Here is a 16944-nt window from a genome sequence, read left to right on the forward strand (position 1 = left end):
GTAGCTTTAGTCGTCGTAGAGGTCTTGGCTCAGCGACCGGCGGACAGACTCCGTCCGGGAGCTGGGCTTTTCCTTTTCTAAACGCTCAACGGGGCGACGGCCGCGTGTGGGACTGTCTTTGCGGCGGGCGGCGCTGCGCTCCAGCAGTTCCTGCACTGTGACTTGATTGGAACGAGCGCGGGCACGTTGCGTGACTCCGCGATTGCGCACGTTGGTATCGGCGGTGTGCCGACGCCACGATTGCTGCGTGCGGTCGACCTGTTTGTTATAGCGTTTCAGCAGCCAGATTCGCACCACGGCGATGAGAATCGAGCCGACGAATCCTGCAATTAATGCAGGGAACCCCTGCACTAGTGGATAAACAGAAAAAATCAGGGACGTGCTGGAAAACGGATCGCCGCCTTCGGGGAGGTCGGAACGGTTGACCACCCAGCCCGTAAGAATGAGGAAAAACGCGAACAGGGTCGGGATGCTCACCACTGTGAGATACAGACCTTTAGGGTTGACCAACAGGGTAGAAACAATACTGGCGATGATAAACAGCAGGAAGAAAGGCCAACCGATCGCTTGAGCGTTCCAGCTAATCAGTAAACCGGTGAGTAATGCAGCCGAGATGATCCCTATCGCTGAAATGGTAGGGATACCGTCAAACGACGCTGACGCGCGGCTGCTTCTCCGATTCGACTGATGTGACACGCCTCAACACTCTACCTGCCCTATCCGTAAATAGTGACGTTACCAGCCTTGTGTCTGCTGGTGATTCTCGTCGGTGTCACGCGAAGTTGGAACACTGCGCACGGGCGCCGTCGAGGTTTCTAGGCGTGTTGGTCGCCGTGAGGAACGGACGGGAATATCAAGCTCTGCCAGTTTGCGGGCGGTCACCATCACCCTGGAATCCATTGATCCTAGGGTCGCGTTATAAGCGTCGACCGCTTTTTCCAACGAGGAGCCGACCCGATTGTAATGTTCTCCCATCGTGTTGATGCGGGTGTAGAGCTCGGCTCCGAGGCGTTGAACCTCTCGCGCGCGTTCGGAAATATCCTCGTGGTGCCATCCCAAACCGACGGTGCGAAGCAGGGCGAACAAAGTGGTGGGAGTAGCAATGACAACATCACGCGCGAATGCGTAGTCCAGCAGTTCTGGGTCCTGTTCCAATGCGGCATCCAGAAAGGGGTCTGCCGGCACAAACATCACGACGAATTCGGGCGTCGGCTGAAAGGCGGTTATATAGTCCTTGGATGCCAGCGCGTCGACATGCGAGCGTAAGAGGTGTGCGTGCCGACGAAGGTACCCGGCCTTCTCTTCGGGGTCGTCGGTGTCCAGCGCGTCAAGGTAGGAAGAAAATGGCACCTTGGCATCGACAATGATGTTTCGCCCTCCGGCGAGGTGAACGAGCATGTCTGGGCGTAGCTGTTTCCCATCAACGGTGGCGGAGACCTGGACATCGAAGTCACAATGTTCCACCATCCCGCCGAGCTCAACCACGCGTTCCAGCTGGATTTCGCCCCACCGGCCACGGATCTGGGGCGCGCGTAAAGCGTTAATGAGCTGGTCTGTGCGGTCCGAGAGGCGGGTTGAGGTGCGCGTGATGGCCTGGACTTGGCTCGCGATCGCGGAGTAGGCCACGGCGCGATCTTCATCCATTTCGTCGATCTGCTGGTTGAGGCGTTCGAGCTCACGCGTGAACGGAGCTACGTCCAGTGCCGGCTGCTGTGGTGTAAGAGGTGGTGATGCGGGTTGCTTCTGGCCTCGGTAGAGGTAGCCCACAACGGCACCAATGATAAGGCCGAGGATCAGGGCGAGGAACAAGGAAGCGGTGGCAGTCATGTCTTGCATGGTGCCACACGCTTAGGACATCACTTCGATAGGCGCTTAATCTTTTCGAATATTTGTGCCATTGTGCGCGAGGGGACCCGGGTAAAGGCCCGTTTGCGGGACGGCGCTTCGTCGTTAAGCTCTGCGATGTCATCGAGATGTGGTTCCGGCACATTTTCCGGCTCCCAGCCCAGTTCCTCGCGCCAGGCGCGGCGTTGCTGATGGGCTTCGCGCTCGGAAATCTCTCCGATGAGTTCGCCTTCGTGGGTGACAAACTCGATCTCGCTGGTAATCTTCTCGCCCGCGTGCAGGGCAGTCATGTCCTGGAAATAGCGGAACGCCACGGCGACCATGGCGGCGAAAGGAACGGCCAGGAAGGCGCCAACGAGGCCGAACAGGCCGCCGCCGACAGACACGGAAATCAACACGATGACGGCGTGCAGGTTCATCGCCTTGGACTGCAGTACCGGTTGCAAGACGTTTCCCTCGATCTGCTGGACCGCCAAGATAATGACCAACACGATGACCGCCTCGGTAAAACCGAGCGAGACCAGCGCCACGATCACGGCGAGGGCTCCGGCTGTCACCGCACCAACAATGGGGATGAAGCCCGCTATGAAGGTGATCACTGCCAGGGTAAACGCCATGGGTACGCCGACGATCCAAATGCCAATACCGATAAACGCGGCATCGACGAAGGACACGATGGCCTGAGTGCGGACATATCCGCCCAGCGTCTTCCATGCGCGGGTGAGCACCTCAGTGGCGTGCAGTCCGGCGCGACGGCCGACGGCGGAGCGTACCCAGGGAAGGAACTTGTGCCCATCTTTGAGGAAGAAGAAGGTCAACACTAGGATGACCACGACTGTTAGCACCATGGACGTGGCCGTCGAAATGCCCGCAAAGACACCGCTTGCGATGGTGCCTGCCTGCTCCTGGAACCACGAAGCGATATCGTTGACCACTTGGTCGATATCCTCAGCGTCAAGGTTGAGGGGCTCACCCTGCGCCCACAGCTGCAGGCGCTGCACGCCCTCCACCGCTTGGAGGTAAAGCACTTGGGAGTGTGCGGCGATGTCCGGGGCGATGATGCCAACCAGAACACCCAAGCCGGCGAAGAATGTCAGGAGAGAAATCAGTGAAGCAAGCGCTGACGGGATTCCGATTCGCCGCATCCACGTGGTGGGCGGAGCCAGTACCGTACACACGATGACCGCCAGGATCACCGGAAGTACGCCGGCCCAGAAGGTTTTGAGGACGTACCACAAGGCGTACAAGGCGACGCCGATGATGAGTAGGCGAAGCGCGAACAGCGCAGCGGTTTTCAGCCATGAATTGACCACGACCGCCCGGTCGATCTGGTCGGGGCGTTCGTCGGCGAAGGACTCGGTGACGTCGTCGATATCTGCGGACGCAGAATTTTTGTGAGCGTCGCTGGAATCGACATCGGCGCGGTCGCGTGGAGTCTTACCTGAACTCGTCCCTGAAGTAGTCACGTCTCTATATTGCCCTATTCGTGTTCTTAATTCCCACGTGAGCTAGGATAAGCGCCTGTGAGCCTTACACTTGGAATTGTTGGATTGCCCAATGTCGGTAAATCGACGCTATTTAACGCCTTGACGCGCAACGATGTGCTTGCAGCGAACTACCCGTTCGCCACCATCGAGCCGAACGTCGGCGTCGTCGAGCTTCCCGACGACCGCCTGAACCGTCTCGCAGAGATCTTTGGTTCGGAGCGCATTTTGCCCGCCACGGTGTCCTTCGTGGACATCGCCGGCATCGTCAAGGGTGCGTCTGAGGGCGAAGGCATGGGTAACGAGTTTCTGGCGAATATCCGCGAGGCCGACGCTATCTGCCAGGTAGTTCGCGCGTTTTCCGACGAGAACGTGATCCACGTCGATGGTGAGGTTGACCCGCAGGAAGATATCTCCGTGATCAATACGGAGCTGATTCTGGCGGACCTGCAGACCATCGAGAAGGCCCTGCCGCGCATGGAGAAGGAAGCCAAGAAGGATAAGGACATGGCGCCCCAGGTCGAGGAGGCGAAGAAGGCGCAGGCTGTGCTCGAAGATGACAAGACGTTGTTCGCAGCGGCGAAAAACGGTGAGGTCGATCTGACACTGCTGCGTGACCTGCATCTGATGACGGCGAAGCCTTTCCTCTATGTCTTCAACTCTGATGAGGCAGTACTGATCGATGAGGACCGCAAGGCAGAGCTGCGCGAGCTGGTGGCACCCGCTGAAGCAGTGTTCCTCGACGCGCAAACCGAGACTGAGCTGCTCGAGCTTGACGACGATGATGCCGCCGAACTCTTGGAGTCTGTCGGCCAGGATGAGCCAGGCCTGCAAACGCTGGCGCGAGCTGGTTTTGAAACCCTGGGCCTGCAGACTTACCTGACCGCTGGCCCCAAGGAGGCCCGCGCCTGGCAGATCCGTAAGGGCGATACTGCGCCGCAGGCCGCCGGCGTGATCCACACGGACTTTGAAAAGGGCTTCATCAAGGCGGAGATCGTTTCCTTTGAGGATCTTGATGAGCTTGGATCCATGGCTGAGGCCCGCGCGAAGGGCAAGGTGCGCATGGAGGGCAAAGACTACATCATGCAGGATGGCGACATCTGCGACTTTAAATTCAACGTGTAGCGCCTGAGCTGCGGGCGATACCGTCTGGGGTACGGTGGCGGGCATGACTAGTTCGCCACAGTATTCTTCCGATGCCGCTGAGTGGGACGCTCGTTATAGCGAGTCCGGCCACATGTGGAGCGGCAACCCCAACAATGCACTTGTCGATGTCGCCGGCGATCTTGCGCCGGGTACAGCCTTGGACGTCGGGTGCGGGGAGGGCGCCGATGCCCTCTGGCTCGCAGAACATGGCTGGACCGTGACCGCCATTGACCCGTCGCAGGTTGCCATTGACCGCGCAGTGCTTCACGACAAAGACCGCAACGTCACGTGGAAAGCCGCGGGCATTACTGACCTGCGCGGAGCTGGGAAGTTCGACCTAGTCAGCGCCATGTATCCCGCAGTGCGCAAAGAAGCCCACCCCGAGGCGATCGACGTGCTGCTGGAGCTGGTAGCGCCGGGCGGGCATCTGTTATTTGTCCACCATGTCGTCGATGAAGAAGCACTGGCGGAGCGCCCACACTTCGCAGGAATGTACCTGCCCGAGGACGCAGAGCAGGCCCTGGCGGCGCGACCGGAGGAGTGGGAACTCGTCACAGCCGAAGACCGGCAGCGCCACATCGAGGGCGGCCGCGGCGCGCACCATACGGTGGACCGAGTCGTCATCGGCCGGCGCTTGGTATAACGCAGGTATGTCTCCTGACAATATTTTGCTCCGCCTGCCGGAGGAACAAGATGCCTATGTCCGCGAGATTTTCGCCGCGCTAGAGGCCCGCGGCCTGCCGAAACAACACCAGAGCCCGCACATCACCATCACCTTTGCCAAGGACATGGCCCCACACGTGGTGGAGCGGGCCCGCGAGCTTCTACCGCCTTTACTACCGGCCACCTTGCGCCGTGCGGGCATCGTCGTCTTCGGCACCAAGTCGAAACAAACAGTCTGCTGGCTGCTCGAAGCATCCGAGGAATTGGAAGCGGCCGCGCGCGAGCTCAGCGCCCTCAACCCAGAGGGCCGCGGCGCGCGCTGGGTACCGCACCTGACGATGGGCCTGCGCATCCCACGCGGCCTCGTCCCTGAGTACATCGCAGCGCTTGACGAGGAGACCTCCGGCCACTTCAAAGACATCGCGGGCCACCAGGCGGTGCTGTGGCAGCCACGCTTCCAGAAACTCACTGAGCTGGGCTAAGACGTGCTTTAGTCACGCAGCGGTGGGGTAGTGGCGGCCAACTCGTGGGCCCACTGGGTACCCCGGTGACTTTCGGCACCGAGATACTCAAGCGGCTGATCACTGCCCCACAACACAATATTTCCGTACGCGCGCCCTTCCAGCATATCGCGCGGGCCGATCGCGCCTACGTGCTCAAAGACTTCCAACATTCCGGCTAGTTCTTCGCGCGCGTGCGGTAACTCTGCGTAGTCGCCGACATTGGCGATATAGATGCCACCCGGAGCGAGTGCTCGCCGAACTTCGAGGAAGAATTCGGCGGTGCGCACATGCATCGGAGTGTCGGGGCCGGCGAACACATCGCGGATGATCACGTCGGCTTCATCATCGAGGAGTTCGGCCACGGCCTGACGGGCGTCGCTGATCTCAAACAGGAGGTCGTCGTTAAGCTCAAATGCCCAGCGCACAAGATCGGCGAGCGCGGCATCATATTCAACGACGGTGTTGCGGGAGGCGTGAAATTTGTCAGCCACAAAGGACGGTAACGCGCAGCCCGCCCCGCCAAGGTGGACCACGTGGGCGAGTGGGCGCTCGTCGAGAAGCGGTTCGATAGCAGCGGCGATCCAGCGCATGTACGGAAAGACCAGCACGCGCGGGGCCCCGAGGATGATCTGGGAGGAGGGCACATCGTTGAGCTCGAGGACATAGGAGCCGTCGCGGGCAGGATCCGCCACGATGCGGGCGGTACCGGTATCGATGGGGTACTCGCCCGCAATACGCTTCTTCGGGTGTCGTGGCTTATGGGGTTTGGCCACGGTGGTCACCATTGTCCCCGGTAGCGCAGGTATTCACCCAGCACGGCCGAACCCAGTTCCTCCAGCTCGGGGATGACAAGCCGGCCGTCGACCCGGTTGGTCAGGTCCTGCAGGAACTGAGTCAGGCCTGGGTCGTGGCCCAGCTGGAAAAACGTGGAGTGGGTGCCGCGCCGGGTCAGAGAGTCAAGCTCGGTGACGGTCTTGCTCAGCGTGACAGGGTGCGTTGGCCAGTTGAACCACGCTTCGCCCCACGGCTCGAGGTGGGCGGTGGGTTCGCCGTCGGTGACGACCAGCAGGGTCGGGCGCATCGTGTTGTTGCGCGCGAAAAACTGCTGGGCCAGCATCAGCCCGTGGTGCAGGTTCGTGCCTTGCTCATGGACCGGTGGCAGCGCGGTGAGCTCCGAAATATCCATGGCCTGGGCGTAGCGGCCAAAGCTGATCAGGGCCAGCTCGTCGCCGCGGAACTTGGTAGAAATCAAATGATGCAGGGCGAGTGCCGTGCGCTTCATCGGTACCCAGCGGCCCTCCGCCGCCATGGAAAATGAGGTGTCGACCAGCAACGCCACCGCCTGCTTCGTGCGGGATTCGGTCTCGATGACCTCAATGTCACCGACCTCGATGTCCACACCGCCATCGGGGCTGCTTGCACCCCCGCCGCGCAGCAGCGCATTAGTGATGGTGCGGGTGGTGTCCCACGGTTGGGTATCGCCAAACTCCCACGGCTTCGAAGCACCGGTCGGCTCGCCGGATGCGCCAGCGGCGTGCGAGTCGCGACGGCCCTGATTCAAGCTATCGGAGGCATCCTGCAGCAGACTTGCCCCCAGCTTGCGCATCGCCTGCGGCGAAAGTTTCAGTGTGCCGTCCGGATCCTTGCGCAGCAGTCCGGAATCGCGCAGGGCACGCTCCAACTCGGCCAAGGTGCGGGCGCTTATCGACGAATCCTTGCCCAATAAATTCTCAATCGCATCCAGGTCTAAGTCCCTTGGTCGGGCTTGGGAGAGCTGGTCAGCAAGGTTGTCGAGGTCGCCCAAGTTCTGGATCGCGCCAGTACCATCGCCCAAACCGAGGCCTTGATCGCCGCGGAACTGTTCGCCGCCTGTCCAATCCAAGTCAGGCCGGATGGTGCGCAGGTGCGAATCCATCTCTGTTAGCTGGGCGAAAAGCTCGGGCGAGCCGAAGGCCTGCGCGGACAATTCCATCAGTTCGCGGCGCTGTTCGTCTGTCATGGAGTTCAACATGCGCTGTGCGGCTGCAGAACGCTGCGCCAAAAGGTCGATCAATTCATCGACATTGGCAGGCTGCTCGGGGAACTGGTGGCCCCACTTCGCCATGAAGCTATCGAAGTCCTCCTGGGTGTCCTCACCTAGGCGGTGGGCGGCAAGCAGCGTGTTCAGGTCGCGCATCATTTCGTTGATGGCTGCGCGGTCTTCATCGGTCGCATTCTCTAGGGCAGATTTCATGCCGGCGAAACGCTGCTCCAGCATCTCTCGGCCCAACAGGTCCTTGATCTGCTCGAATTTCTCGCTCGCCTCTGACGATGCCCAGTCATAGTTGGACAGCTCATTGACCGCCGCTGCCGGAGAGTGCGGCAGGTTCTCCAGCTGCATCTCGCGCAGCGTGCGGTCGGTGTCATCCATATCGATGTCGCGGGCGAGCTGGCCGCGTTCCGCGAGCACCGCCTCGTCGAGAAGCTTCTGGATGTCCTGCAGCGTGCCGCCGAGGTTATAGCGGTCCAGGATTTCCTGGCGCGCCTCGAAGGTGCGCTCCATCAGGTCATCGATACCTGCGCGGCGCAGATACTCGCGCAGTGCCTGCTCGGGGGAGTAGCCGGCCATCACGTCGTCGGCAATTTCTCCGAGGGCACGTGAAAGATCCGGCGGGGGAGCCAGAGGGTCGGGGCCGCCGGTATATCTGGTATACCGGCGCCGGTTCCGACCGGAGCCGGAGTTGTGAACATTAGCCATAGATCGTGTCGCCCTCTCCCGAATCCTTCGAGATCTTGCGCGACAAGAACAAGGTCTCCAGACCCAACTCGATGGCCATAGCGCGCTGGCCGATAGTCGGCTCTTCGTCGCCCACCACAAAGGCGGCGACCAGGTCGTCGTAAAGCCTGCCCTCAAGCTCTGGGAGGGAGGAGACAAACTCTTCGGCGGTGATGTTTTCGCCGGTGGATACGGTGCGCGTGCCATCGAGCGCCTCGATGAGTGGGTCGAAATCGATGTCGCGCACCCGTCCGCGCACGGCCCCGGCGGTGGCATTGCGCAGCAGGTACTCCAGGATTTCCCACTCGCGGCCCTCCTCGCCGGACTCGAACTCCACCTTGCCGGCCAGCACATCGACGGCCGCCTCGAGGTCGACCAAGCGGGCGACGGCCTGGTCTTCACCGTGGATGGCTGCTCGTCGTAAAGCGCTCGCGGCAATGGTTTCCGCACCGGCGATCGCGAAACGGGCGGACACACCGGCGCGCTGGTTCACCGCATCGGAGCTGCGCAGCGCCTGGGTGAACCGGGCGAGGATCTCCAGCAGGATCGCGGGCACCTCGGCGACCAGGTTCGCCTCCTGCTTAATCACGCGCAGCTCATTGTCCAACTCCAGCGGATAGTGCGTCCGGATCTCCGCGCCGAAGCGGTCCTTCAGCGGGGTAATGATGCGGCCGCGGTTGGTGTAATCCTCCGGGTTGGCGCTGGCCACGATCAGCACGTCCAGCGGCAGGCGCAGCGTGTAGCCGCGGATCTGGATATCGCGTTCCTCCATCACGTTGAGCATCGCCACCTGGATGCGTTCGGCCAGGTCAGGAAGCTCGTTGATGGCGACAATGCCGCGGTTGGAGCGCGGGATCAGGCCATAGTGGATGGTCTCCGGATCGCCTAAACGCCGGCCCTCAGCCACGCGCATTGGGTCCACATCGCCGATCAAATCCGCCACAGAGGTATCGGGCGTGGCCAGCTTTTCGGAATAACGCGAGCTGCGCGGCAACCACGTGATGCGCAGGTCATCGCTTTTTTCCTCGATCAGCTCGCGGGTGGAATCCAGCACCGGAGCCATCGGGTGTTCACGCAGTTCAGAACCTTGAACCACGGGCACCCACTCGTCGAGAAGCGCCGTAATGCTGCGTAGCAGGCGGGTCTTGCCCTGTCCGCGCTCGCCGAGCAAAACGATATCGTGGCCGGCAATGATGGCGCGTTCGACCTGGGGGATCACCGTGTGCTGCAGGCCGAAGAGTCCCGGCCATGGATCCTCGCCAGCGCGCAGTTTCGCCAGTAGGTTCTCGCGCAGTTCCTCGCGCAGGGTGCGGTAAGTGTGTCCGGAAGCTTTCAGTTCGCCGAGAGTAGAAATGTTTGGTCGAGAAGTCATAGCCCCAGGTTACCCATGTTTGATGTGATTAGACTGTGGGACAATGGACACTACGATTTTGCTGATCCGCCACGGGAAGACCCCCACCACCGGCCAGATCCTGCCCGGCCGCGCCCCAGGGTTGCACCTTTCTGATGCTGGTCTGCGCCAAGCCCGCGAGGTCGCCCGCCGCATCGAGCAGCTCGACGCGATCTATTCCTCCCTGCTGGAGCGTACCCAGGAGACGGCGGCGCCCACCGCGGAGAAGTTCGGCCTGCCGGTGCTTATCGACGAGCACCTGATCGAATGCGACTTCGGCGAATGGACCGGGGCGAAGCTCACGGAGCTGGCGAAGCTAGAAGAATGGAAGGTCGTGCAAAATGATCCGGAGTCTTTTCGTTTTCCGGGCGGTGAGAGTTTCGTCGAAATGCGCGACCGGATCGCCGCGGGTCTCACAGCGATTGCTCGCGCCCACCCGGGCGAGGTGGTGGCCTGTTTCAGCCACGCCGACACCATCAAAGCTGCGGTGACTTGGCTCGATGACCAAGACCTGAATGCTTTTCAAAAAGTTGCGGCCGATACCACTTCGATCACCGTGGCGCGTGTGGGCCCGACCAGCCGCGAGGTTCTGGTGCGCAATTCCACTCGCGGCGACCTGGTGCTGCCGGAGTAGCTATGGAAGACCTCGAATTACTCGCCCGCGGCGAAGTTGGTTGGGTGGCCCAGATTCAGGATTCCTCCAACGGCACGTTTGTCCTAGATTTAACGCTTGACGACGAATACGCGTGGGCCGTGTTCAAACCTGCACTGGGCGAGGCCCCGCTGCATGACTTCCCGCCAGGGTTGTACCGCCGCGAGGTCGCCGCCTACGAGCTGAGCAAACACCTGGGCTGGAACCTGGTGCCGCCGACGATTGTGCGCGACATTGAACCTTTCGGGGTGGGATCGCTGCAGCTTTTCATCGAACACGAAGGCTGGCACTACTTCCCGATGGTGGACCAGCGCCCTGAGCTGCATCTGCAGCTGCAGAAAATGGCGGTATTCGACTTGTTGGCCAATAACACTGACCGCAAGTCCGGCCACTGCCTGCTGGGTACCGTGCGCGATGGTGAGGAACGGGTCTGGGGGATCGACCACGGCCTGTGCTTCCACCAGGATCCGAAATTACGCACGGTGATCTGGGATTTCGTCGGCACCGACATCCCACCAGAGTGGGTAGCCCAAGTAGAAACGCTGATCGACGACGTCCCCGCCGCACTTGCGGAGCTGCTTACTGCTGAGGAAGTCGCAGCCCTTCAACGGCGCGCTAATCGCATTTCACGGCTGCCGTGGTTACCTCAGCCGACCAGCGAGTATCCGTTCCCGTGGCCGTTGGTTTAAGCGGGGGAGGCACCTTCAATGGTGACGTTGGTGGACTTGATCACGGCAGTGGCCATCGTTCCTACCTCCAGCTCAAGCTCGCGTACCGCCTCCGTGGAGATCAGCGAGACGACGCGGAATGGGCCGCACAGCATTTCAACCTGGCTCATCACAGGATCAGAGGTGACTTTTGTGACCAGGCCCGTGAGGTGGTTGCGCGCCGAACGCTTCCCGGCCCCCTCATCAAGGGCGTCCAAGTCCTTTTCGTCGGCAATTTCTTGAGCGACGGCCGCCAGCTCGGCGCCGTCGACCACGCTGCGCCCAGACTCATCCTTGGCGGAGCTGAGCCGCCCCTGGGAGACCCAACGACGAACAGTGTCATCGGAGACGCCTAGGAGGTGAGCTGCGGTACTGATCTTGATCTTTGACATAGTCTCACCATATACGCTTGATCACATGAGTAATAGAGGAAGCATCATCGGGGTAGACCTTGCCGCGGAGCCAGCGCACACGGGGATGGCAGTGCTTGACGACGACCACTTGGCCTCCGTCACCGTGGGGGTGAGTGATGATGACATTGTTGGGGCAATCGCGGGCTCGCAGCGCGCCGGGATCGACGTCCCTTTCGGGTGGCCGATCGCATTCACTGAGTTCATTGGGGCCCATGCGCGCCATTCGCAGCCTGCACCGCAGTCCACCAATACGGTGTGGCGGCGCACGATGGCCTTGCGCGCGACAGACCGTGACATCCACACGCGCCTCTCGATGACACCGCTGAGCGTGTCCACCAACCTCATCGCCTACCCGGCGCTGCGCTGGGCGGGGATCGAAGCGCGGTTGAGACAGCAGGGGATTGATACCCGCCGTGATGGTGCAGGACGAGTGGCTGAAGTTTATCCAGCGGCAGCGTTGAAAGTGTGGGGCCTCGCCTTCCGTGGCTACAAGGGGAAGGGGAAATCGTCGGCACGCGAAGAAATCCTGGAGGGCTTAAAGCGCGAATTCCCCGCACTGCGATTCGACGACGCGGTCGAACAGGCCGTGCGCGAAGACGATAATGCCCTCGACGCGGTGATCGCGGCGTTGGTGGCCCGTGAAACCGACCGGGGAAAGACACAGCCGCCCCCGGCTGAACTGCAGGAGGCGGCTGCGGTGGAGGGATGGATTCACGTCCCTACCCGCTAACTGTTAGGGCCTGGTGGTGTCCTCGAGGGGGAGAACGTCGACTCGATCTCGCAATGCAATTCCGCAGGCAAGCGCGCTGCTCATGGCCTACCATTTTGAAGTATGAGTGATTTTTCCGGCCACACGATCATCATCACTGGAGCGGCATCGGGGATCGGTCGCGCGACGGCTTTGGAGGTAGCTCGTCGCGGAGCAACGGTTGTTGCGGTGGACCGTGCCAACAGCGTTGATGAGCTTATCGACGAGATCAGCACTTCAGGGGGTGTGGGTCAAGCCATTCACGGTGATCTTACTGACAGGGGCATTGTCCACGCCGCGGTCGAACGCGCTGTGGATCTTGGAGGACAACTTGGGCTAGTCAACAACGCAGGAGTGATGGATGGGTTTGAAGGTGCCGCTGATGTCAGTGACGAAATCATTGAGCGTTCCTTCGACACCAATCTTTTTGCGCCGCTGAACATGGTCCGAGAAGTCTTGCCACACATGGTGGAGGCAAAAACAGGAGCCATTGTGAACGTCGGGGCGGAGGCCTCCTTCCGAGGCGGAGCCTCTGGCGTGGCCGATACAATGGCGAAACATGCCTTGGTGGGGCTGACTCGTAATACCGCCTACACCTATGCGAAACGGGGGATCCGCGCCAACCTCATCGGCCCAGGAAGCGTGGAGACAAACCTGGCGAGTGGTTTCAATGTTGCAGACCTAAACCCCGATCATGGAATGGATGCCATAGCTCCGGTGCACCAGGCTGCGATTCGCACCGCGAAACCGGAGGAGCTAGCTCGCGTGATCGCTTTTCTACTGTCGGATCACGCCAGCTACGTCAACGGTGCGATTATTCCGGTCGACGGCGGTTGGATGGCCGGGTAGGAAAACACAGCGAGATGCTTGCAGGGTTGACATACTCCCTTTCGGGGGTGAGTCGGCCAGAACGCCGTCATGTAGTTCAACCCTTATAGGTCTGATCATTTAAGATGCTCCGATGTGATTGGATTTCTGGAAAGCAACGTACTGCTGACGCTGTTTATCGTCATCGGTCTGGGTACCGCCTTCGGTGCTATCCCGTTCGGCCCCATCAAATTCGGTGCCGCCGGCGCCCTATTTGTTGGCCTATTTGTCGGCGCGGTCGTCGATCTGCCAGCGACGGTTTTGACCTCGCTGCAAGATCTTGGCCTTGGGTTGTTCGTCTACATGATCGGGCTGGAAGCAGGCGAATCCTTCTTTAAGAATATTCGCAAGCAATTCGGCTTAATGGTGATGTCGATCGTCTCCATTGTGCTGGCAGCGGTCACTGCTGTCTTGGTCGGTGGTCTGCTCGGCGTGGCACGGGAAGTCTCCGTCGGTGCGTTCGCAGGCTCGCTTACGTCCACCCCCTCGCTGTCGTTGGCCCAGGTCCAAACCGACTCGGACCTGCCAGCCGTGGGATACTCCATCGGCTACCCGACGGGTATCGTCGTGGCAATTCTCCTAGTCGCGGTGACCATCGGCCAGAACTGGAAGGCCACCCGAGATAAAGACAACTCAGCGGGTAGTGAGCTGCGTGGCGAACGCATGGCCGTGCAGCATGCAGTCACCTCCGAGGAACTGATTGACGAGTTCGGCTCCAGCATCACCGCTGGCATGCGCCGCCGTAATGGAGTGACCCAGGTTCTCGATTCCGCCTTCGAATTAAAGCCAGGAGACACCGTCTTCATGATGATGGAGGAAGGTGTGCGAAAGGACGTCGTGAAGCGCATTGGACGTCCCCTTCAGCCACTGTCTCGGCGCTTGCCACAGCTGACGGTGCAGAAATTTAGCGTGTCTAATCAGGACATCGCCGGCAACCGCCTGGATAACCTGCCTTTATATGCCCGTTTCGGCGCGCAGACGTTGCGCATTCGACGCGGCGACGAGGAAATGCTTGCTACCGACGACGTGACCATCGCACCAGGCGATGTCATCGAAGTGATCGTTCCTACCAAGAATGCCACTCGTTTGGAAACCTACTTGGGTAACTCGATCCAGGTGGCTAATGAGTTGGATTGGATTGCCACGGCGACCGGACTGGCGATTGGATTCATTCTGGCAGCGATCCCATTCCCACTGCCGGGTGGGGCAAGCTTCGTCATTGGCGCCGCAGGCGGTCCGCTGATTTCGGGCCTGGTTCTTGGTGCGCTCAACCGCACCGGGCGCATTGCGTGGCAGTTGCCACGTTCGGCGAATTACGCGATTCGCCAGTTTGGCCTCATGCTGTTCCTCGCGTCGGTTGGCACTGCGTCCGGTCCGGCTTTCGCTTCGACGGCCTTCTCTCTGGATGGTTTGATCACGATCGGTCTAGCCGCCCTGATTGGTCTCGTGGGCTGCGGGTCGCTTCTGCTCCTCGCGTGGGCATTCGGCCAGTCGGCCGGCCGTGCCAACGGTGCGGTCGCTGGCCTGCTCGGCCAGCCAGCTGTGCTGCAGTACGCGCTGCAAAACTCCAGCGATAACCGCATCATGGATGGCTACTCCACAACATTCGCGGTGGCGCTGATATTCAAGATCGTCGTCGTACCGTTCATGTTGGTGTAACTCTTAGGGCACGCGGTGGGTCCACTCTTCAGTGGCATACTTCGTGTCCACAAGGTGCTGGGCTGCGTCGAGATCCTCTTGCGAGAGCTCCGCAGGCTGGGCCCCGTAGCGGTTGGCAAAAGTAGCCTTCATCGTGGAGATCACTTCCTCGCGCGGGGCACCGGTCTGACGGCGCAGAGGGTCGACACGCTTCTTCGCCGAGCGGATTCCCTTATCGGCAATCTTCGCTTTACCCACCCGCAGCACGTCCATCATCGTGTCCGCGTCGATGTCGTAGCTCATCGTGACGTGGTGGAGCACGGTCGAGCCCTTCCTCTTCTGGGCGGCACCGCCGATCTTGCCACCATCAGAGGTGATGTCGTTGATCGGCACATACCACGCGTTGACTCCGTGTTCGGCCAGCGCCGCCAGCACCCAGCGGTCCAAGAATTCGTAGGAATCCTCATAGGACAATCCCGCCACCAATTCCTTGGGTACATATAGGGAGTAGGTGATGCAGTTGCCACCTTCCATGAACATGGCACCGCCGCCGGACATACGACGAACAACTTGCACATCATGCTCGGCCACGCCTTCGGGGTGAAGCTCGTTGACATAGGACTGGTAGGAGCCAATGACGGTTGCACGGTCCTCCCATTCCCAGAATCGTAACGTGGGGCCGCGCTGACCCGAGTCAACCTGGTCCATCAGTAGTTCGTCTAAAGCCACGTTCATCACCGTGGGCAGGGGGCCGGGGTGAATGATTTCCCAGGTTAAGTCGGTAAAATCGACGGCTCCTGTGACTGCTCGGCGCACGGTTTGTGCGACATCCCGGGTAGTGAACCCGTGCAGGGCCACTCCATCGATGGAGGCCAAAGCAGCATCCAGGCGGTTGATCAGCGTTGCGGTGTCATCGTTTGTCGAGGCGCCTTGGAGCGCGGGGCCCAAGGCGTCGTAGGCTTCTTCGGGTTCGAGGAAAAAGTCCCCGGAAATCTTCGCGTTGGTGATCACGTCGCCATCGGTGTCGATGTCGACGACCACCAGTTTTCCTCCGGGGACTTTAGTTTCAGAATGAAATGATTGCGTCATACTCCCCTTTGTACCGGAATTTCAACACACTTGTGTGCCTTAATTCCTGTGGTCGCGGGGGAGTGGGCGGATGACCTAGTTCTTAGCAGCAGCTTGCACCGCGGCACTGACGGCCGGGGCAACGCCTGGATCCAACGGCGAAGGCATGATGAAATCGGGTGCTAGCTTGTCGCCGACCTGTTCCGCGATCGCCTTCGAGGCCGCCAGTTTCATCTCCGTGGTGATGCGCGTGGCTCCGGCCGCGAGAGCACCGTGGAAAATACCGGGGAAGGCCAACACGTTGTTCACCTGGTTAGGCAGGTCCGAACGACCAGTGGCCACAACCGACCCGTATTTCTCCGCCAACTCCTGCGGGATCTCCGGATCGGGGTTGGCCAGGGAAAACAGCAGTGGGTCCGGCGCCATAGTCCGCAGTAGTTCTTCGCCGACCTGGCCGCGCGAGACACCAATGAAAGCATCAGCATCGCGGAAGGCTTCTTCGGGGCCGCCCGTGATTCCTCGCGGATTCGTCTCGTCGGCAAGCGCTGCCTTGATCGGGTTGAGGCCCTCCCGCCCCTTCGAGATGATGCCACGGGAATCCAACACCACAATGTCGCGCACGCCGGCATCAAGCAGCATGCGGGTGCATGCTACGCCAGCGGCACCAGCGCCGGAAATGACAACGCGCAGGTCTTCGAGGCGGCGGCCGGTGACCTTGCACGCGTTGGACATCCCGGCCGTGACTACGATGGCGGTGCCGTGCTGGTCATCGTGGAAGACGGGAATATCTAGCTCTTCTTCGAGGCGACGCTCCACCTCGAAGCAGGCGGGGGCGGCAATGTCCTCCAAGTTGATCGCGCCGAAACTCGGGGCGATCGCTTTCACAGCGTTGACGATGCCATCGACGTCGTGCACGTCCAACACGATGGGGATCGCGTTGAGGTCGGCGAAAGAGGTGAAGAGCTGGCATTTGCCCTCCATCACCGGCAGGGAGGCGTGGGGGCCGATATTGCCCAATCCTAAAACGGCGGTGCCATCGGAAATCACCGCGACGGTCCGGCCGGT

General features: G+C 60.8%; 17 protein-coding genes. 8 read left to right on the forward strand and 9 right to left on the reverse strand.

From position 1 onward, the window contains the following. Window positions 1-6: 6 nt before the first annotated feature. From ACHFGA_RS05950 to ACHFGA_RS05960, 3 genes are read right to left on the reverse strand one after another with little or no spacing between them, the layout of a single operon-like run. Window positions 7-696 carry a DUF6542 domain-containing protein gene (locus tag ACHFGA_RS05950; RefSeq protein ID WP_394281496.1) on the reverse strand — a complete coding sequence of 230 codons (690 nt, stop codon included), beginning with the start codon at window positions 694-696 and terminating at the stop codon, window positions 7-9. Window positions 697-735: 39 nt separating this feature from the next. After that, window positions 736-1827 carry a DNA recombination protein RmuC gene (locus ACHFGA_RS05955; RefSeq protein ID WP_394281497.1) on the reverse strand — a complete coding sequence of 364 codons (1092 nt, stop codon included), beginning with the start codon at window positions 1825-1827 and terminating at the stop codon, window positions 736-738. Window positions 1828-1856: 29 nt separating this feature from the next. Beyond that, window positions 1857-3311, reverse strand: a complete 1455-nt coding sequence (locus ACHFGA_RS05960; RefSeq protein WP_394281498.1) for an AI-2E family transporter — start codon at window positions 3309-3311, stop codon at window positions 1857-1859. Between the two features lie 57 nt (window positions 3312-3368). Here ACHFGA_RS05960 and ychF point away from each other — a divergent pair, with 57 nt between their 5' ends. The 3 genes from ychF to ACHFGA_RS05975 are packed head-to-tail and all read left to right on the forward strand — an operon-like array spanning window position 3369 to window position 5620. Then, on the forward strand, window positions 3369-4454 hold the full coding sequence (gene ychF / locus ACHFGA_RS05965) for a redox-regulated ATPase YchF (protein WP_394281499.1): 1086 nt from the start codon (window positions 3369-3371) through the stop codon (window positions 4452-4454). Window positions 4455-4497: 43 nt separating this feature from the next. Next, complete coding sequence (locus ACHFGA_RS05970) at window positions 4498-5118, forward strand: class I SAM-dependent methyltransferase (protein ID WP_394281500.1); 621 nt, start codon at window positions 4498-4500, stop codon at window positions 5116-5118. A gap of 7 nt (window positions 5119-5125) precedes the next feature. Then, on the forward strand, window positions 5126-5620 hold the full coding sequence (locus ACHFGA_RS05975; RefSeq protein ID WP_394281501.1) for a 2'-5' RNA ligase family protein: 495 nt from the start codon (window positions 5126-5128) through the stop codon (window positions 5618-5620). A gap of 8 nt (window positions 5621-5628) precedes the next feature. On the opposite strand, the gene ACHFGA_RS05980 is transcribed toward ACHFGA_RS05975, so the two are convergent. From ACHFGA_RS05980 to ACHFGA_RS05990, 3 genes are read right to left on the reverse strand one after another with little or no spacing between them, the layout of a single operon-like run. Beyond that, a complete protein-coding gene (locus ACHFGA_RS05980) occupies window positions 5629-6414 on the reverse strand; it encodes a spermidine synthase (RefSeq protein ID WP_394281502.1) in 786 nt (261 codons plus the stop codon). A gap of 5 nt (window positions 6415-6419) precedes the next feature. Next, a complete protein-coding gene (locus tag ACHFGA_RS05985) occupies window positions 6420-8378 on the reverse strand; it encodes a VWA domain-containing protein (RefSeq protein ID WP_394281503.1) in 1959 nt (652 codons plus the stop codon). After that, window positions 8371-9768, reverse strand: a complete 1398-nt coding sequence (locus ACHFGA_RS05990) for a sigma 54-interacting transcriptional regulator (protein WP_394281504.1) — start codon at window positions 9766-9768, stop codon at window positions 8371-8373. The genes ACHFGA_RS05985 and ACHFGA_RS05990 overlap by 8 nt, the downstream gene beginning before the upstream one ends. A 43-nt stretch (window positions 9769-9811) precedes the next feature. On the opposite strand from ACHFGA_RS05990, the gene ACHFGA_RS05995 reads away from it, so the two are divergent. After that, window positions 9812-10420: a histidine phosphatase family protein gene (locus ACHFGA_RS05995; RefSeq protein WP_394281505.1), complete on the forward strand. Its 609-nt coding sequence runs from the start codon at window positions 9812-9814 to the stop codon at window positions 10418-10420. A gap of 2 nt (window positions 10421-10422) precedes the next feature. After that, entirely contained in the window at window positions 10423-11127 is a 705-nt protein-coding gene (locus ACHFGA_RS06000; RefSeq protein WP_394281506.1) for an SCO1664 family protein, read from the forward strand. Here ACHFGA_RS06000 and ACHFGA_RS06005 read toward each other — a convergent pair. Next, window positions 11124-11537 (reverse strand): molybdopterin-binding protein, encoded by a 414-nt coding sequence (locus ACHFGA_RS06005; RefSeq protein WP_394281507.1) that lies wholly within the window; start codon window positions 11535-11537, stop codon window positions 11124-11126. The two genes, ACHFGA_RS06000 and ACHFGA_RS06005, sit on opposite strands and share 4 nt — an antisense overlap. Window positions 11538-11562: 25 nt before the next feature. Here ACHFGA_RS06005 and ACHFGA_RS06010 point away from each other — a divergent pair, with 25 nt between their 5' ends. The 3 genes from ACHFGA_RS06010 (at window position 11563) to ACHFGA_RS06020 (ending at window position 14832) form a co-directional block, all read left to right on the forward strand. Continuing rightward, window positions 11563-12288, forward strand: coding sequence for a DUF429 domain-containing protein (locus ACHFGA_RS06010; RefSeq protein WP_394281508.1), 726 nt, complete (start codon window positions 11563-11565; stop codon window positions 12286-12288). 102 nt (window positions 12289-12390) lie between these two features. Further along, window positions 12391-13155, forward strand: a complete 765-nt coding sequence (locus ACHFGA_RS06015; protein WP_394281509.1) for an SDR family NAD(P)-dependent oxidoreductase — start codon at window positions 12391-12393, stop codon at window positions 13153-13155. Between the two features lie 114 nt (window positions 13156-13269). After that, complete coding sequence (locus ACHFGA_RS06020; protein ID WP_394281510.1) at window positions 13270-14832, forward strand: TrkA C-terminal domain-containing protein; 1563 nt, start codon at window positions 13270-13272, stop codon at window positions 14830-14832. Window positions 14833-14835: 3 nt separating this feature from the next. Here ACHFGA_RS06020 and ACHFGA_RS06025 read toward each other — a convergent pair whose 3' ends face one another. Beyond that, a complete protein-coding gene (locus ACHFGA_RS06025) occupies window positions 14836-15900 on the reverse strand; it encodes a lipoate--protein ligase family protein (RefSeq protein ID WP_394281511.1) in 1065 nt (354 codons plus the stop codon). A gap of 75 nt (window positions 15901-15975) precedes the next feature. Beyond that, window positions 15976-16944, reverse strand: a 969-nt coding sequence (locus tag ACHFGA_RS06030; RefSeq protein WP_394281512.1) for an NADP-dependent malic enzyme, incomplete at its 5' end; no start/stop codon positions are given.

It is taken from the genome of Corynebacterium sp. (genome assembly GCF_043426755.1).
Taxonomy (GTDB): Bacteria; Actinomycetota; Actinomycetes; order Mycobacteriales; family Mycobacteriaceae; genus Corynebacterium.

What these genes read in the sequence shown, in the direction of transcription:
- ACHFGA_RS05955 (WP_394281497.1), bottom strand. Translation starts at nt 1,827, where the DNA reads ATGACTGCCACCGCTTCCTTGTTCCTCGCCCTGATCCTCGGCCTTATC.
- ACHFGA_RS05970 (WP_394281500.1), top strand. Translation starts at nt 4,498, where the DNA reads ATGACTAGTTCGCCACAGTATTCTTCCGATGCCGCTGAGTGGGACGCT.
- ACHFGA_RS05975 (WP_394281501.1), top strand. Translation starts at nt 5,126, where the DNA reads ATGTCTCCTGACAATATTTTGCTCCGCCTGCCGGAGGAACAAGATGCC.
- ACHFGA_RS05985 (WP_394281503.1), bottom strand. Translation starts at nt 8,378, where the DNA reads ATGGCTAATGTTCACAACTCCGGCTCCGGTCGGAACCGGCGCCGGTAT.
- ACHFGA_RS05990 (WP_394281504.1), bottom strand. Translation starts at nt 9,768, where the DNA reads ATGACTTCTCGACCAAACATTTCTACTCTCGGCGAACTGAAAGCTTCC.
- ACHFGA_RS05995 (WP_394281505.1), top strand. Translation starts at nt 9,812, where the DNA reads ATGGACACTACGATTTTGCTGATCCGCCACGGGAAGACCCCCACCACC.
- ACHFGA_RS06000 (WP_394281506.1), top strand. Translation starts at nt 10,423, where the DNA reads ATGGAAGACCTCGAATTACTCGCCCGCGGCGAAGTTGGTTGGGTGGCC.
- ACHFGA_RS06005 (WP_394281507.1), bottom strand. Translation starts at nt 11,537, where the DNA reads ATGTCAAAGATCAAGATCAGTACCGCAGCTCACCTCCTAGGCGTCTCC.
- ACHFGA_RS06010 (WP_394281508.1), top strand. Translation starts at nt 11,563, where the DNA reads ATGAGTAATAGAGGAAGCATCATCGGGGTAGACCTTGCCGCGGAGCCA.
- ACHFGA_RS06015 (WP_394281509.1), top strand. Translation starts at nt 12,391, where the DNA reads ATGAGTGATTTTTCCGGCCACACGATCATCATCACTGGAGCGGCATCG.
- ACHFGA_RS06025 (WP_394281511.1), bottom strand. Translation starts at nt 15,900, where the DNA reads ATGACGCAATCATTTCATTCTGAAACTAAAGTCCCCGGAGGAAAACTG.